Origin of the sequence: Pseudomonas coronafaciens pv. oryzae str. 1_6 (assembly GCF_000156995.2) — a bacterium.
Classification (GTDB): Bacteria; Pseudomonadota; Gammaproteobacteria; order Pseudomonadales; family Pseudomonadaceae; genus Aquipseudomonas; species Aquipseudomonas tremae.
Map to the genome: position 1 here is coordinate 5,424,860 of NZ_CP046035.1, position 14,464 is coordinate 5,439,323.

8 protein-coding genes are annotated in these 14,464 nt (G+C 58.5%); 1 reads left to right on the plus strand and 7 read right to left on the minus strand.

Annotation, left to right across the window (positions count from 1 at the left end; genetic code table 11):
- Positions 1–42: 42 nt before the first annotated feature.
- Entirely contained in the window at positions 43–1,383 is a 1,341-nt protein-coding gene (locus POR16_RS24760) for a hemolysin family protein (RefSeq protein ID WP_005895122.1), read from the plus strand.
- A 236-nt stretch (positions 1,384–1,619) separates the two neighbouring features.
- Here POR16_RS24760 and POR16_RS24770 read toward each other — a convergent pair whose 3' ends face one another.
- The 7 genes from POR16_RS24770 to POR16_RS24800 all read right to left on the minus strand — a co-directional run bounded on the left by POR16_RS24770 (position 1,620) and on the right by POR16_RS24800 (position 14,348).
- Entirely contained in the window at positions 1,620–2,522 is a 903-nt protein-coding gene (locus POR16_RS24770; RefSeq protein ID WP_005895120.1) for a peptidoglycan DD-metalloendopeptidase family protein, read from the minus strand.
- A gap of 116 nt (positions 2,523–2,638) precedes the next feature.
- Positions 2,639–7,288, minus strand: coding sequence for a deaminase domain-containing protein (locus tag POR16_RS24775; RefSeq protein WP_042932809.1), 4,650 nt, complete (start codon positions 7,286–7,288; stop codon positions 2,639–2,641).
- A 263-nt stretch (positions 7,289–7,551) separates the two neighbouring features.
- Positions 7,552–8,442: a response regulator gene (locus POR16_RS24780; protein ID WP_005895116.1), complete on the minus strand. Its 891-nt coding sequence runs from the start codon at positions 8,440–8,442 to the stop codon at positions 7,552–7,554.
- Between the two features lie 204 nt (positions 8,443–8,646).
- A complete protein-coding gene (gene phoU / locus POR16_RS24785; RefSeq protein ID WP_005895114.1) occupies positions 8,647–9,408 on the minus strand; it encodes a phosphate signaling complex protein PhoU in 762 nt (253 codons plus the stop codon).
- 71 nt (positions 9,409–9,479) lie between these two features.
- Positions 9,480–10,313, minus strand: a complete 834-nt coding sequence (pstB, locus tag POR16_RS24790; protein ID WP_005895112.1) for a phosphate ABC transporter ATP-binding protein PstB — start codon at positions 10,311–10,313, stop codon at positions 9,480–9,482.
- A 62-nt stretch (positions 10,314–10,375) separates the two neighbouring features.
- Positions 10,376–11,992, minus strand: a complete 1,617-nt coding sequence (gene pstA / locus POR16_RS24795; protein ID WP_173402280.1) for a phosphate ABC transporter permease PstA — start codon at positions 11,990–11,992, stop codon at positions 10,376–10,378.
- 70 nt (positions 11,993–12,062) lie between these two features.
- The gene (locus POR16_RS24800; RefSeq protein WP_005895106.1) at positions 12,063–14,348 is read right to left on the minus strand and encodes an ABC transporter permease subunit; all 2,286 of its coding nucleotides are present in this window, start codon (positions 14,346–14,348) and stop codon (positions 12,063–12,065) included.
- Positions 14,349–14,464: the final 116 nt, after the last annotated feature.

Here is a 14,464-nt window from a genome sequence, read left to right on the forward strand (position 1 = left end):
AATACCCTCTTCCTGTCAATACGGACCCTGCAAAACCCCATCATGGACCCTTCCCCTAGTTTTAACCTGTCTTCACTCTTCGCCGACTTCGGCATGATTCTTTTTGCGCTGTTTCTGGTCCTGCTCAACGGCTTTTTCGTTGCGGCAGAGTTCGCCATGGTCAAACTGCGCTCGACCAAGGTTGAAGCCATCGCCGACAAGAACGGCTGGCGCGGACACATTCTGCGCAAGGTTCACGGCCAGCTGGATGCCTACCTGTCAGCTTGCCAACTGGGGATCACTCTCGCCTCGCTCGGATTGGGCTGGGTCGGCGAGCCGGCCTTTGCACACCTGCTGGAGCCATTGCTCGCTGCATTGGGCGTGGACACTCCGGAACTGATCAAGGGCGTGTCGTTCTTCACCGCCTTCTTCATCATCTCCTATCTGCACATCGTCATCGGTGAGCTGGCCCCCAAATCCTGGGCCATCCGCAAGCCAGAGCTGCTGTCGTTGTGGACGGCGGCTCCGTTGTACTTCTTCTACTGGCTTATGTACCCGGCAATCTACCTGCTCAACGCCAGCGCCAATGCCATTCTGCGCATCGCTGGCCAGGGTGAGCCCGGCCCGCATCATGAACACAGCTACAGCCGTGATGAACTGAAACTGATTCTGCACTCCAGCCGTGGCCAGGACCCCAGCGATCAGGGCATGCGCGTGCTGGCTTCAGCGGTCGAAATGGGCGAGCTGGAAGTGGTCGACTGGGCCAACTCCCGCGAAGACATGGTCTCGCTGGATTTCAATGCGCCGCTCAAGGAAATCCTCGCCCTGTTCCGTCGCCACAAATTCAGCCGTTATCCGCTGTACGACGCCGAACGCGGCGAGTTTGTCGGGCTATTGCACATCAAGGACCTGCTGCTGGAGCTGGCGGCGCTGGATCATATTCCAGAGTCCTTCAACCTGGCGGAGCTGACTCGTCCGCTGGAGCGCGTTTCGCGGCACATGCCGCTGTCGCAGTTGCTGGAGCAGTTCCGCAAAGGTGGAGCACACTTTGCCGTGGTCGAAGAGGCTGACGGCAAGATCGTGGGTTATCTGACCATGGAAGACGTGCTCGAAGTGCTGGTCGGCGATATTCAGGACGAGCACCGCAAGGTAGAGCGGGGCATTCTGGCCTATCAGCCGGGCAAGCTGCTGGTGCGTGGTGACACGCCGCTGTTCAAGATCGAACGCTTGCTGGGCATTGACCTGGACCACATCGAAGCCGAAACACTGGCAGGCCTGATCTACGAAACCCTCAAGCGGGTGCCGGAAGAAGAAGAGCAGATGGAAGTCGAAGGCCTGCGCATCATCATCAAGAAGATGAGAGGCCCGAAAATTGTCCTGGCCAAAGTGCTGAAACTGGATTGATACACAGAGCGTGAGAGTTTCACATTCTGGTGTGCAGCGCGGCACATATCTATATGACGCAGAGCGTCATGAACTGCATGCCAACGCGGAGCATTGGCACGATAGGGTTCTAACACCTATCGCTCCGCACGCTCCAGCGTGGGAATGCCGTTCTGGACGCGCTCTGCGTCCGACCTTGAACGTGCGTGAGGGCATATTTAGGACGCAGAGTTATGTGAGTGCAGGCAGCTCTGCGGCTAATTCCCGCCCACCGCAAAGTTGGGCAGGCTCTGCACCGGGGTGGCGAATTCGTAGGGGATCGATACCAGTTCACTGCCGTTATTGCGCTGTACGACAAAGTGCAGGTGCGGGCCGGTGCTGTTGCCGGTATTGCCTGAGCGTGCCAGCGCAGTGCCCACATTGACCCGCTGACCTTCACGGACGCTCACAGAACCCTGCATCAGGTGCAGATAAACGCCCATCGTGCCGTCTTCATGCAGGATCCGCACAAAATTGCCCGACGGATTCGAGCCACGCCCAGACTGGCTATTTTCGATCTTCACCACCGTGCCGCCACGCGCCGCGATGATCGGCGTGCCTTCAGGCATGGCGATGTCCATCGCGTAACGACCCTTGATCCCGAAATGACTGTATTTGCCATTCGGTCCCTGGGTCAGACGGAATGGACCGCCAATCCAGGGCAGTGGGTATTTATAGGCCTGTACCCTGCCTTTCGGGTCGCCCAGCGTCGAGGTCAGCATCGACGCGTAATTCATTGGTTTGCTTGCCACTTTGGGGCTCAGCACCACAACCCGCTGGTTGCTGCGTGCCGGAATCGTACGACGCAATGTCGTTGAAGAGCCAGCGACGCCCAGCACGTTGGTCACACTGGAGAGCCTGACCTCCACTTCGACCGGTGCATACAGGTCGTTGCGAACATACAGGCTGTGTATGCCCCGGTCGCGTCTGACACTCAAATGCACCTGCTGATCGATACGCTCGACCATGCGGTCGCGAAACACCATCACCGATGCACCTGGCGTAGGGCGGTCCGAAAACGACACCACACCACCCGCATCGGTAAATTTATAAATCGTGACAGCACCCGCCGACTGGACAGTCAACGTCAGGGCAAACAGGACGAGCAGGCGTTCAAGCATCGGTGAGGGTCGGGTTCATGGGCACTGAACGCCAAGCCTATCAGCCTTGCCGGCAGAATAGGACTCGGCGGTATCAATCGGACATGAATAACGCGTCAACAAAGCCGCGCCAGCGATCAACTGCCCTGGTAGTCCTTCAGGTAGGTGACGGAAAACTGTGCCTCCGGAAAGTCCAGCTTCAAGCGAGGTAAAACGAATCCGCCACAGGAGCGGCACGTGTCCATCACAGTGAACACTTTGATATGCGTCAGACGGGTAGACGCCATGTCTTCCTTGAAAATGGTTGCGATAAGACGCTCTGAATCAAGGTGACGCTCGAATTTACTGACCACCAGTCGACCAGCATCGCGTATCACTGGCAGGCTGGTGAAACCCGGATCCGGCGCGCGTCCCGCCATCCGGGCCCGCGCATCTCGATAGATCACACCGTCAATGACCCGCTCGGTCTCATCGACAAGATCGAGCTTAAGCTTGAGGCTTTTCGCTCTGCGCCCCCCGGAAAGCGCGTAATACACGATCCGCTCACCGGCCTCGGTATGCGCCTGCAGGAAAGAAAGGTTGGCTCCCTTGACCTGATTCATGATGCTGCGTGCTGCCTTGGGCTTCACAATGCTCTCCAGGCCCAACCTCTCCCATCGGACCGGCGAGCCCTGTGCAGGCAGCAGATGGTTCAGGACCTCCACAATATGCTGCTGTTCCGGCAAGCTTCTTTGGATGACTTTCTGAAAGTCCGGAATGCTGTCTCTGGTCAGCTCCACGAATCGTTTCTGAATGAGCTCGCCAGAGAGGATATTGGCGGCGTACCCCATAAGCCTGTTTTTTTGCTGATTGGCGGTACACCACTCAGCGTACTCCTCGTAGCGGGTGATCTGTTTCCCCCAGGCAACGCTCCATGCTTCTCGCCCGGCGTCGTCCAGAAGATCAAACAGCAGCCGCGCAATGTTTTCCTGATCTTGTTCGGCATGTGGAAAGTCACGGACCAGTCGGTACTGTTCGGATAGGCGAAGGTATTCGCTAATCTCCTCAGCAACGGTCACGCGAGAAAACTTCAGCTCGGTCGAACCCTCGACAACGACTGGCGCCTTGTAGAACACCCCGCTGTCAGGTTCGATGAAAATCCAGGGCATCCCATCGGTGTCGAAACGGATGCCGCGCAATGTACGGGCATCGTTGATGCCGGAAGCGATGGGGCCAACCTCGACAACCGGCATGTGCTCATAGATCCATTGCGCATCAGAAACGACGAAATTCTCCGGCAGCCCCAGCAATCCTTCGCTTGCAAGCACGCCTGCAAGTTCGGGCAGGTACACAGGCGCTTCCGGCAGGGCAAACAGCGCCCGCTCAGCATCGGCAAGCGGCATGACCACTTTCCCGGCAGGCGCTTGCGTTGAAGTAGAAGCGACCACTTCTCCGGCATCGGCCCATTTGCAGATCTTGCCTTCGTTGACAAATACATCAATGGACTCGTTACCAGACTTCAGCCTGTCCAGCCTGAACTCGCGAGCGTCCATGGCGTTGCTGGGGTATTTGCCGGTACGTTTGGGTGAAGTCGAGCCATCTCTTACAGGCTCCGGTGTTGGTGTTTTCAGCCTTACACCATCGGTACACGGCAGCGAGATCAGATCGCGTCGGACCCGGCAGACGTTTTCGGCCTCAAGCAACCATTCCGAGCGTTGTGAAAGTTTCTCGGCCGTGAGCTTGCGCAGCGCAGCATCGGGCGCATACGCGTCCAGGCGGTAGAGGTGATCATCGACACGTATCTGGAAAACACCCGCGTCTCTTTCGCTTGCAAGCACGTGGCTGTCTTCGGCAATACAGACCTCGTAAAAACCATCCTCAACTTCAATAAGCGGGGCGATAGCCGGGTAATGGTCAGGGCCAATGCGCTCCTGCGCTGAAAAAACCGAAAATTCGCTGAGATCGTGACCGGACACAGGCGTCAGCCTTTTCCCGAACGGCGCATCAGACAGCGGATCGGATAACCTGAAATCAGGCTGCTCCGGCGTACCGGCATTGCGTACGACCACACCGGACTTGCCATCCACCTTCACAAGCAGGTCTGAAGCCGCGACATCCGGCAGCAGTTGCTCTGCGTTTTCGGCAAGCCTGTACATCCCCTTGTCGAGATGCATACCGGCTTCAAGTGCGGACTGCGATGCAAACACGTCACGCAGAGACGGCAGCTCGTCCAGCAAAGCAGCCCAGCTTCGCGCGCCTATTCTCAGGCCCGCCTTGCCAAGGTCGTGCAGGGCGAATATCGCGCTCTGTTTTGCCAGCCCGGTGATCAGCGTTTTGACCGCAGTAGCGGCAACTCTGGCGACTGATTCCACACTCATTTCACCGGCCCGCAGGATGATTCGGGCAGTCGATCCGGCAAACTGCCCCAAAGGAATGAGCAAGAAGGCAGCATCCATCACACAGCTTATGATCAGCCCGCCTGAGCGGCCACCGGCGGAAAGATCCTTGATGCACCCGTAGAACGGAATGACCAGACGAGCAGCGAGGTCAGCGTACTCGCGCTCCTTGGCCCAGGTCTTTTCCCATTCGGTCTCGTGCAGATGCAGCACTTTGCTTTGCTCAAGGAAGTCAGCCAGCAAATGTAACGCCGCTTTGTTCGCCAGGGCCTGCAAATTACCCGGCTCATCAGCCTGGGTGAAGTAGACCAGTTCGGCAGAAGGTACGAGCATGCCTTGCTGTGGCCTGTGGTAAGCCCGCGTGGAGCGGGAAACAGAACCCGAAAGGTAGGCGTCGCTGTCCATTGGAAGCAGTGGCGTGACCCGGGCCTCTTCGATACGTCGCTGATGTGCATCTTTAAGGTGGAACGCCTCGATGATCGAAACAGTGCCAGACCACGTGACGTCCTCGACTTCATAGGTGAACGCCTGATGGACTTCACCGGCGACGCCCGCTGCCGGGATCAGCTGGAAAAAACGCTCTACCACAGAGTGGCCCTGAAAATCATTGAGGTGGTCGCCTCGCTGACACCGGACAAAAAGTCCCTGCGTGCCTTCTTGCGACCCGAACCGGACCCGACTCAGTTCGCATGTCGAATTCAACAGGTCAGCCCGGTCTCGCGGCTGCATTTCCGATAGCAATCGTTCGATGATGCCAGCTTGCGCGCTGACCATAGCCCCCTGAAAAAGATCGAAAGCACTGGCATAGGCTTCAGGAACCGCAGGCTGCCCCTCGATATACACCTCACCCATCATCACCAGTTCGATAACCGACGCCTGTGGTCTACCCGCAGCCAGCAAGCGGTCGATGGAGTATGAAGCTGCAACCGTGAACCCGTGCTCCTGCAATATCGGCCAGTGCTCGATGCGAATGCTCTTGTCCCAAAGCCGCCAGTCGACACCCGCCTCTTTCAACATGTGCTGTGCCAGACGCTTGCGGTCCGGAGGGCTGGACCCAAGCAGGCTGTTCAGCTCGCGAGCATGCGCCGCCTGCTGCGCGTGCAGATAAGCCAGCGCCTGGCTGACCTGCTCGGCACCAGCCTGATGAATATCGTCATTAACCGGCTGCTGAACGACGCCCTGCGTAATCGCGTAACGCAACGCCGGGACAATCAGCGTTCTGGTCCACAGGGCCTGGACATTAGCATCGCTGGATTGGCCCAGATCAACGCTGACCTTGATCAGCTCATCGTAGGGAGTGATCTGCGAAAGGCCCGGAGACAGCGCCTCGGCCAGTGCAACGCCTTGAAGGAGAGCCACACTCTGCAACGAACGACCGTATTGAAGGTGATCAGGAACGCCGCCTACCAGCAACTCTGGCATCGCCTCGCGCAGGAACAGGTAGCACATGATGTCGAGCGTGCTGGACGTAGCATCGGGAAAGCCGGTGTGCGTCAGCTTCACCAGCATGTCGTGCAACTGCGTATGGCTGTAATCACAGACCCAGCCACCGCGCAGAGCCTTTTCGAGTGGCTGGCCGGCGATCTGCACAGCGCCTGCCAGGTGATCGGCGATCACTCGTCCGGCCAGTGCCTGGGTGATGAACCATGAAGTCTGTTCATCACCCTGACCGCCGTACCAACCCATGTAATCGAGCAGCGGAGCAAAGGCGGACTTGAACTGTGCCGTCTGGCTCAGCGCATGCCATGTCTCTTGGGCACTGAACCGTAACGCGCTGCCATGAGTGCCGGGTTCACACAGCAGTTCAATGCCCGATTGCTGAAGCAAAGCGCCTACATCATGAACGGTGCCCCAGATGTCCAGTCGTGGGACATCAACATTCAGGCTCTGCGCAGTGGGCAGCGGCTGGTTCGCCTCGGTGCTCGAATCCAGCACAGGCATGAGCAATACGGCAGCAAGCGCAATCAGGGACTCGAACGATAATATCGAGTGCTCATGCCTGAGGCTGATGGCCAGCGAAAGCACACGCATCCCCGACACTTCGGTTGCATTGTGAATCGCCGTCTTGAGCCAGGGGGCATTGCCCGGGTTGACGATGCGGGTCGCCATGCTGCGCAGGTACTCGGCTCGGTTCGCGGCTGCCATGGCAGTTGCCGGATCAACCTGCAAATCGCTGTCGGCCCATTCGTGTCGGGGAATCGCTGCCAGTCCGAGTGCAATCGACGCTTGCACGTCAGGCGAAGCCAGTTGTCGGGTGAGCGAACTCGACAGGGCTTTGTCACGGTACTCGGCAGGTGGCGTCAGCCTGCCAAGGGCCTGGCAGAAAAGACCCAGATCAGAGCGTATGTCGGTGACGGGGGCTGGCTGATCGGAGGCGGTGTTGCTGGCTGATTGAAGCGCTATTGGGGGCATTGAAGTGTTTTCCAGTGGTTATTTGCATTTTCATGCGACTGGAAAAACTAAATAGAACGGCGAGTTACGGCGATAGCGGAACATGCGCACCAAAGATGCGGGAAAAGCCGACGCGGGGTGTCGTCCTGGCGCAACAAAAACTCGTCATTTGCAACGCAGCCTTCCCTCACACCTTGCAGGACCAGGCCTGAGAGCCTCGTACCCAAGGCTCTACAGGACCTGTCGATGACGATAAGTCACCTATCTTCAGACTGACGCGGGTATCAGGCGCCCGGAATGAAGTGCTTCTGCGCCGTACCGCGTGCAATCAGGCGCGACAGGTAGTCAAGCTTCTGCGCATCCTGATCCACAAAGCGGAAGGACACTTGCAGCCATTCGCTGTCGGGTTTCTGCTCGAAGGCCGCAACCGAATGCAGATAACCATTCAGACGCGCCACTTCATTGCTCTCGCCCTGCTCCAGGTCCAGAACAGCACTTTCAAGGACCTGCGGCAGGTTGTCGCTGTGACGCACTACCAGCGTTGCTTCCTTGAGCGTCAGCGCCTTGATCACGCAGGGCTGTGTGCCACTTGGCAGGCGCAGCTGGCCTTGCCCGCGGCCAGTGGGCGCTGCCGACTTGATCGCAGCAGGCGCGGCTTTGGGCGCGCTTGCAGGCGCTGCAGCTGAAGCAGAGCGAACCACTTCAGCCTTGCCACCGGTCAGTGCGCTCAAGGAGTCATTGAGCGGCGAATTCATGCGCGCCGGCGCGGTGGACATGACCGCGTCCAGCTTGCCGACCTTGGCCAGCGCTTTCTTGACCTTGGTCAGCAACTGTTCGTTGGTAAACGGCTTGCCGACAAAATCGGTCACACCCGCTTGAATCGCCTGCACGACGTTCTCCTTGTCGCCACGGCTGGTCACCATGATGAAAGGGACGGTCTTCAGGTAGTTGTCTTGCTCACGGCACCATGCCAACAGCTCAAGGCCCGACATCTCGGGCATTTCCCAGTCGCACAGGATCAGATCGAACTCTTCTTTGTTCAATAAAACCTGAGCCTTGCGCCCGTTGACTGCATCCTCGGTATGGATCCCGGGGAAATAATTGCGCAGCCCTTTCTTGACCAAGTCGCGAATGAAAGTCGCGTCATCCACCACCAATACACTGACTTTACTCATCGACGCTCCTGCGGGCGTGTTCACCTGAGGGCGAACTGCGATATGCCAACACGCCCTTTGTTTCGGCAAGCATAGCGTTGACTGATAGCCAACAGCCATATTGATTGACTGCGCCGCGACTTTTTAACCCGCAGGCGACGGAAATATTGCGCTGCACAATGAAAAACGCCCAGCGCGTGCTGGGCGTTTTTCTCGCAGGCAATCTTACTTATCGTCAGCGGCGCCCGGAACATTAGCGGTTTCGCTCGAGATACCCTGCACTTCTTCCTTCATGCGCTTGAGACCCATGTGTCGCACGTCGGTACCGCGCACCAGATAGATCACCAGCTCGGAAATGTTGCGGGCGTGATCGCCGATGCGCTCCAGAGAGCGTAGCACCCAGATCACATTCAGCACGCGGGAGATCGAGCGTGGATCTTCCATCATGTAGGTCGCCAGCTCGCGCAGGGCGGTTTTGTACTCGCGGTCGATGATCTTGTCGTATTGCGCGACCGACAAGGCCAACTCGGCGTCGAAGCGCGCAAACGAGTCCAGAGCATCGCGCACCATGTTGCGCACCTGATCACCGATATGACGCACCTCCACGTAGCCGCGTGGCGCCTCGCCCTCCTCACAGAGCTGAATCGCACGACGGGCAATTTTGGTAGCCTCGTCACCGATGCGCTCCAGATCGATCACCGACTTGGAAATGCTGATGATCAGACGCAGGTCGGAAGCCGCAGGCTGACGACGAGCCAGAATGCGCAGGCATTCTTCGTCGATATTGCGCTCCATCTGGTTGATCCGGTCGTCGACCTCGCGAACGCGCTGCGCCAGGCCGGAATCAGCCTCGATCAGTGCCGTGACCGAATCGTTTACCTGCTTCTCGACCAGGCCACCCATTTCGAGCAAATGGCTGCGAACGTCTTCGAGTTCAGCGTTGAACTGCTGGGATATGTGATGCGTATGGCTGTCTTTGTGGATCATGCTGGGTGTCCTTGGAACGTCCGGTTTAATTGCGAAAACGCAGCGGTGGTTCAGGTCTGACGAAGCACGTCCTAGCCGTAACGACCGGTGATGTAGTCTTCAGTCTGTTTTTTGGCCGGGTTGGTGAACAAGGTATCTGTATCACCGAACTCGACCAGCTTGCCCATGTACATAAATGCGGTGTAATCCGACACCCGAGCCGCCTGCTGCATGTTGTGGGTAACGATCACAATGGTGTATTTGGATTTCAGTTCGTAGATCAGTTCTTCGACTTTAAGGGTCGAAATCGGGTCGAGTGCCGAACAAGGCTCGTCGAGCAGCAGAACTTCCGGCTCCACGGCGATGGTTCGGGCGATCACCAGACGCTGTTGCTGGCCGCCGGACAAGCCCAGTGCCGACTCATGCAGCCGGTCCTTGACTTCATCCCACAATGCAGCGGCCTTCAAAGCCCACTCGACAGCTTCGTCGAGCACGCGCTTCTTGTTGATCCCCTGGATACGCAGCCCATAGACCACGTTTTCATAAATCGTCTTGGGGAACGGATTCGGCTTCTGGAACACCATGCCGACGCGGCGGCGCAATTCAGCAACTTCCTCGCCCTTGGTGTAGATGTTGTGACCGTACAGGTTGATCGCGCCTTCAACACGACAGCCATCGACCAGGTCGTTCATGCGATTGAAGCTGCGTAGCAACGTTGATTTGCCACAACCGGACGGCCCAATGAACGAGGTCACTTTCTGCTTCGGGATGTTCAGGGCGATATCAAACAGCGCCTGCTTGTCGCCGTAAAACAGATTGAGACCGGGCACTTCGATGGCCACGGTTTCGTCGGCCAGATCCAGGCCTTGTTTGTGACGCCTCAGGGCCGACATGCTCATGCCGCGGGTCGGGCTTTCGTGTTGCATGGATTGCTCCTGTGCGAACCATTCGTTCATCGGGCCACCCTCCTTGAGAGGGGGCACACGGATCAGTTGTCGAGCGCCTTGTACTTTTCCCGCAAGTGATTACGGATGCTGACCGCCGACAGGTTGAGCAAGGCGATCACCAGCACCAGCAGCAATGCAGTGGCATAGACCAGCGGACGCGCCGCCTCGACATTAGGGCTTTGAAAGCCCACGTCGTAAATATGAAACCCCAAATGCATGATCTTCTGATCGAGGTGCAGGTAAGGATAGTTGCCATCCAGCGGCAGCGACGGTGCCAGCTTGACCACACCGACCAGCATCAACGGCGCGACCTCACCGGCTGCACGGGCCACTGCCAGTATCAGGCCGGTCATCATCGCCGGGCTGGCCATCGGCAACACAATCTTCCACAGCGTCTCGGCCTTGGTCGCTCCCAGCGCCAGTGAGCCTTCGCGCAATGACAGCGGAATCCGCGCCAGCCCTTCCTCGGTCGCCACGATCACCACCGGGACCGCCAGCAGCGCCAGTGTCAGCGATGCCCACAACAGCCCTGGCGTACCAAAGGTGGGCGCCGGCAGTGCTTCGGGAAAGAACAGACGGTCCACCGAGCCGCCCAGCACATAGACAAAAAAGCCGAGTCCGAACACGCCATACACAATCGCAGGCACACCGGCGAGGTTGTTCACCGCAATGCGGATCAGCCGGGTAACCGGCCCCTGACGTGCGTACTCGCGCAGGTAGACCGCCGCCAGCACGCCAAACGGCGTCACGATCACGGCCATGATCAAGGTCATCATCACCGTACCGAAGATCGCCGGGAAGATGCCGCCTTCGGTATTGGCTTCGCGGGGGTCTTCGCTGAGAAATTCCCAGAGTTTCTGGAAGTAGAAACCCAGCTTGGCCTGGGTGTCCATCGCGTTGGGCTGGTAGGCGTGCACCACCTTGCCCAGGCTGATTTCAATTGTTTTCCCGTTGGCATCGCGCGCGGTCAGGCTGTCGCGATCAAAGGCTTTATGCAGCCCCTCAAGACGCTCTTCGATAACGTTGTAACGCGCATCCAGCTCGGCGCGCTCTGCTGCCATGTCAGCCTGAGCAGCGGCATCAAGGCTGCCGGCCAGTTCGAGTTTGCGGGCGCGCAATCTCAAGCGCTCAATGCCGTGGTTGATGGCGCCAATGTCTTTCTTTTCGAGGCTATACAGCTCGTCGGCGAGCTTTTCGACGCGCTTGATCCGCTCCTGCAGAGTCGGCCAGGCTGCTTCGCCCTCAGCCACGACCCTGCCGTCCTCCTTGACATTGACCAGGTAGCCGTAGAAGTTGCCCCACTCGCGGCGCTCCAGTGTCATCAATGTTACGGGGCGGCTTTGTTCGGTCAGCCACTCCCCGATTACCCAGGTGAAGTCACTGGGGTTGAGGTCACGGTTGCCGACCTTGAGCAGTTGGCGGGTCATGAACTCCGGCCCTTGATCAGGCACCGGCAGGCCTGCGCTTTTCAGTCGGGCACGCGGCACTTGCTCTTGCTCGACGCGCTCACCGACCAGAACATGGGCTTGCTGACCAGGCACCGCGTATTGCGCGGCTATCAGATCGGAAGGCCAGAAGTGCCCCAGGCCACGCACGGCAATCACCGCCAGCAGGCCAATGGTCATGATGACAGCAATGGCAACGGCACCCGCGCTCATCCAGACGCCGGGGGCGCCGCTTTTGAACCAGTTCTTGAGGGAGTTCCGTTTCACGAACTTCTACCTTCCTTTACAGCGACGAGTATTGCTTGCGCAGGCGCTGACGAATCAGCTCTGCGAGGGTGTTCATCACAAAGGTGAACATCAGCAGCACCAACGCCGCCAGAAACAGCACCCGATAATGACTGCCGCCGACTTCCGACTCCGGCATCTCCACTGCGACGTTGGCGGCGAGGGTACGCATGCCTTCAAACAGGTTCATGTCCATGATCGGGGTGTTGCCGGTGGCCATCAGCACAATCATGGTTTCGCCTACTGCCCGCCCCATGCCGATCATCAACGCCGAGAAAATACCCGGGCTGGCAGTCAGGATCACCACCCGCGTGAGTGTCTGCCAAGGTGTCGCGCCTAGCGCCAGAGAACCCAGGGTCAGGCTGCGAGGCACACTGAACACGGCGTCTTCGGCAATCGAGTAGATGTTCGGGATGACCGCGAAGCCCATCGCGATACCCACCACCAGCGCATTGCGCTGATCGTAAGTGATGCCCAGTTCCTCGCGAATCCACATGCTCATGTCGCCGCCGAAAAACCAGCTTTCCAGATGCGGGCTCATGCTCAGCGAGAACCAGCCGACCAACAGCACCACCGGGATCAGAATCGCGCCTTCCCAGCCATCTGGAACACCCAGACGAATGGAGTCAGGCAGACGGGCCCAGCAAAACCCTGCCAGCAGAATCCCTATCGGCGTAAGCAGCAGCAGGCTGAAAATCCCCGGCAGGTGGCCTTCCAGATAAGGCGCCAGAAACAGTCCGGCGAAAAAGCCGAGAATCACAGTCGGCATCGCCTCCATCAGCTCGATCACCGGCTTGACCTTGCGGCGCATGCCCGGGGCCATGAAGTAGGCGGTGTAGATGGCCGCTGCAACGGCCAGAGGCGCGGCCAGCAACATGGCGTAGAACGCAGCTTTCAGGGTGCCGTAGGTCAACGGCGCCAGGCTCAGCTTGGGCTCGAAATCGGAATTGGACGCGGTGGATTGCCAGACGTATTTGGGCTCGTCGTAATTCTCGTACCAGACCTTGCCCCACAGTGAACTCCACGACACTTCGGGGTGCGGGTTATCCAGCGCCAGCGGCAAAAGCTTGCCCGAGCTTTCGATCAGAATATGATTGGCGCGTGGCGACATCGCCAGAATTCCGGGGCCCTCTGCGACCTTTTCGACCAGCAGTGTGCGGTGAGCCGTGCTGTGGAACACGCCCAGCCTGCCCGAGGTGTCCAGCGCGATAAACCCTTTGCGACGCTGCTCGGCCTTGATCTGATCGATTGGGGCGCTACTCATCTTGAAATCACGGATGCGCATGAGGCGCTGTTCGCCATCCGTATCACGGGCCATGAACCACTGGGCCATGCGGCCTCTGGAGTCGCCGATGATCAGCGAAATGCCGCCCACCAACTGGGCACTGGCAGTGATCTCGGCAGTACCGTCTTCCAGCAACTTGTAACGACCGTTGAGGGAATGATCCCGCAGACTGAACACATCGGCCTGCGCCCGGCCATTGATGACATACAGCCAATGCTGGCGTGGATCGATATAGATCGCCTTGATGACAGCGGAGGTCTGCGGCAACTCGATGCGCGTCTGCTCGCGGGTCATCTCGCCGGTCATCAGGTTTTCTTTTTGCGCGAGCGACATGACATGCAACTGAGTGCCGGTGGAACCTGCCACTTTCAGGCTGTCCGCATCCGCGCTGACCGTCACATGCTCTACCGCACGCCCCGCCTCATCCAGCACCAGCGGCGCCTCGCCGTAGGGCCAGGCGATGCTCGGGGTGATGGTTTTCTGATTGTCCGGGTAGGTGGTCAGATAAGAATGCCTGAATATCAGCACCTGCCCGTTGGACAGGCCCAAGGCGATCAGCGGCGCACCCGGCTGATCCTTGCCGATGGAAGCGACGGACACGCCGGCAGGGAGCGGCAAGGCCACGCGATGCAGTTCGGTGCCGTCCTTGATATTGAAGAAGACCACCTCGCCCTTGTCGGAGATGCGCATACCGATCAGGTTCTGCTCTTCAATCGTGATCAACAGCGGCTTGCCGGCGTCCTGCATCCAGCCAGCATTAAGTGCAGGCTCGGTGGTCAGGCTTGCACCCTTGAACAGCGGCGCAACGACGTAGGCCAGATAGAAGAAGATCAGGGTGATGGCTGCCAGCACGGCCAGGCCGCCAATAGCGACATACCAGTGGGTCAGGCGATCCTTGAATGCACGAACACGACGCTTGCGCAGCATCGCAGGCGTGTTGAAATCGATCCGCTCGGGAGGCGAACTCTGATTCATCGAGGATTTGAACAGCTCATTCATGCGCACACACCGTAACCGCCTTGTATGACAAAAACATTACAGCAAGGTGACGCAAGAAAGCCCGCTGCCCGATAAAACCGGCAGCGGACTGTTCAAATTGTGCGCAGGCCAGTCCA

What these genes read in the sequence shown, in the direction of transcription:
- POR16_RS24760 (WP_005895122.1), top strand. Translation starts at nt 43, where the DNA reads ATGGACCCTTCCCCTAGTTTTAACCTGTCTTCACTCTTCGCCGACTTC.
- pstB (WP_005895112.1), bottom strand. Translation starts at nt 10,313, where the DNA reads ATGCAACACGAAAGCCCGACCCGCGGCATGAGCATGTCGGCCCTGAGG.
- pstA (WP_173402280.1), bottom strand. Translation starts at nt 11,992, where the DNA reads ATGAGCGCGGGTGCCGTTGCCATTGCTGTCATCATGACCATTGGCCTG.
- POR16_RS24800 (WP_005895106.1), bottom strand. Translation starts at nt 14,348, where the DNA reads ATGAATGAGCTGTTCAAATCCTCGATGAATCAGAGTTCGCCTCCCGAG.
- POR16_RS24775 (WP_042932809.1), bottom strand. Translation starts at nt 7,288, where the DNA reads ATGCCCCCAATAGCGCTTCAATCAGCCAGCAACACCGCCTCCGATCAG.
- POR16_RS24780 (WP_005895116.1), bottom strand. Translation starts at nt 8,442, where the DNA reads ATGAGTAAAGTCAGTGTATTGGTGGTGGATGACGCGACTTTCATTCGC.
- POR16_RS24770 (WP_005895120.1), bottom strand. Translation starts at nt 2,522, where the DNA reads ATGCTTGAACGCCTGCTCGTCCTGTTTGCCCTGACGTTGACTGTCCAG.
- phoU (WP_005895114.1), bottom strand. Translation starts at nt 9,408, where the DNA reads ATGATCCACAAAGACAGCCATACGCATCACATATCCCAGCAGTTCAAC.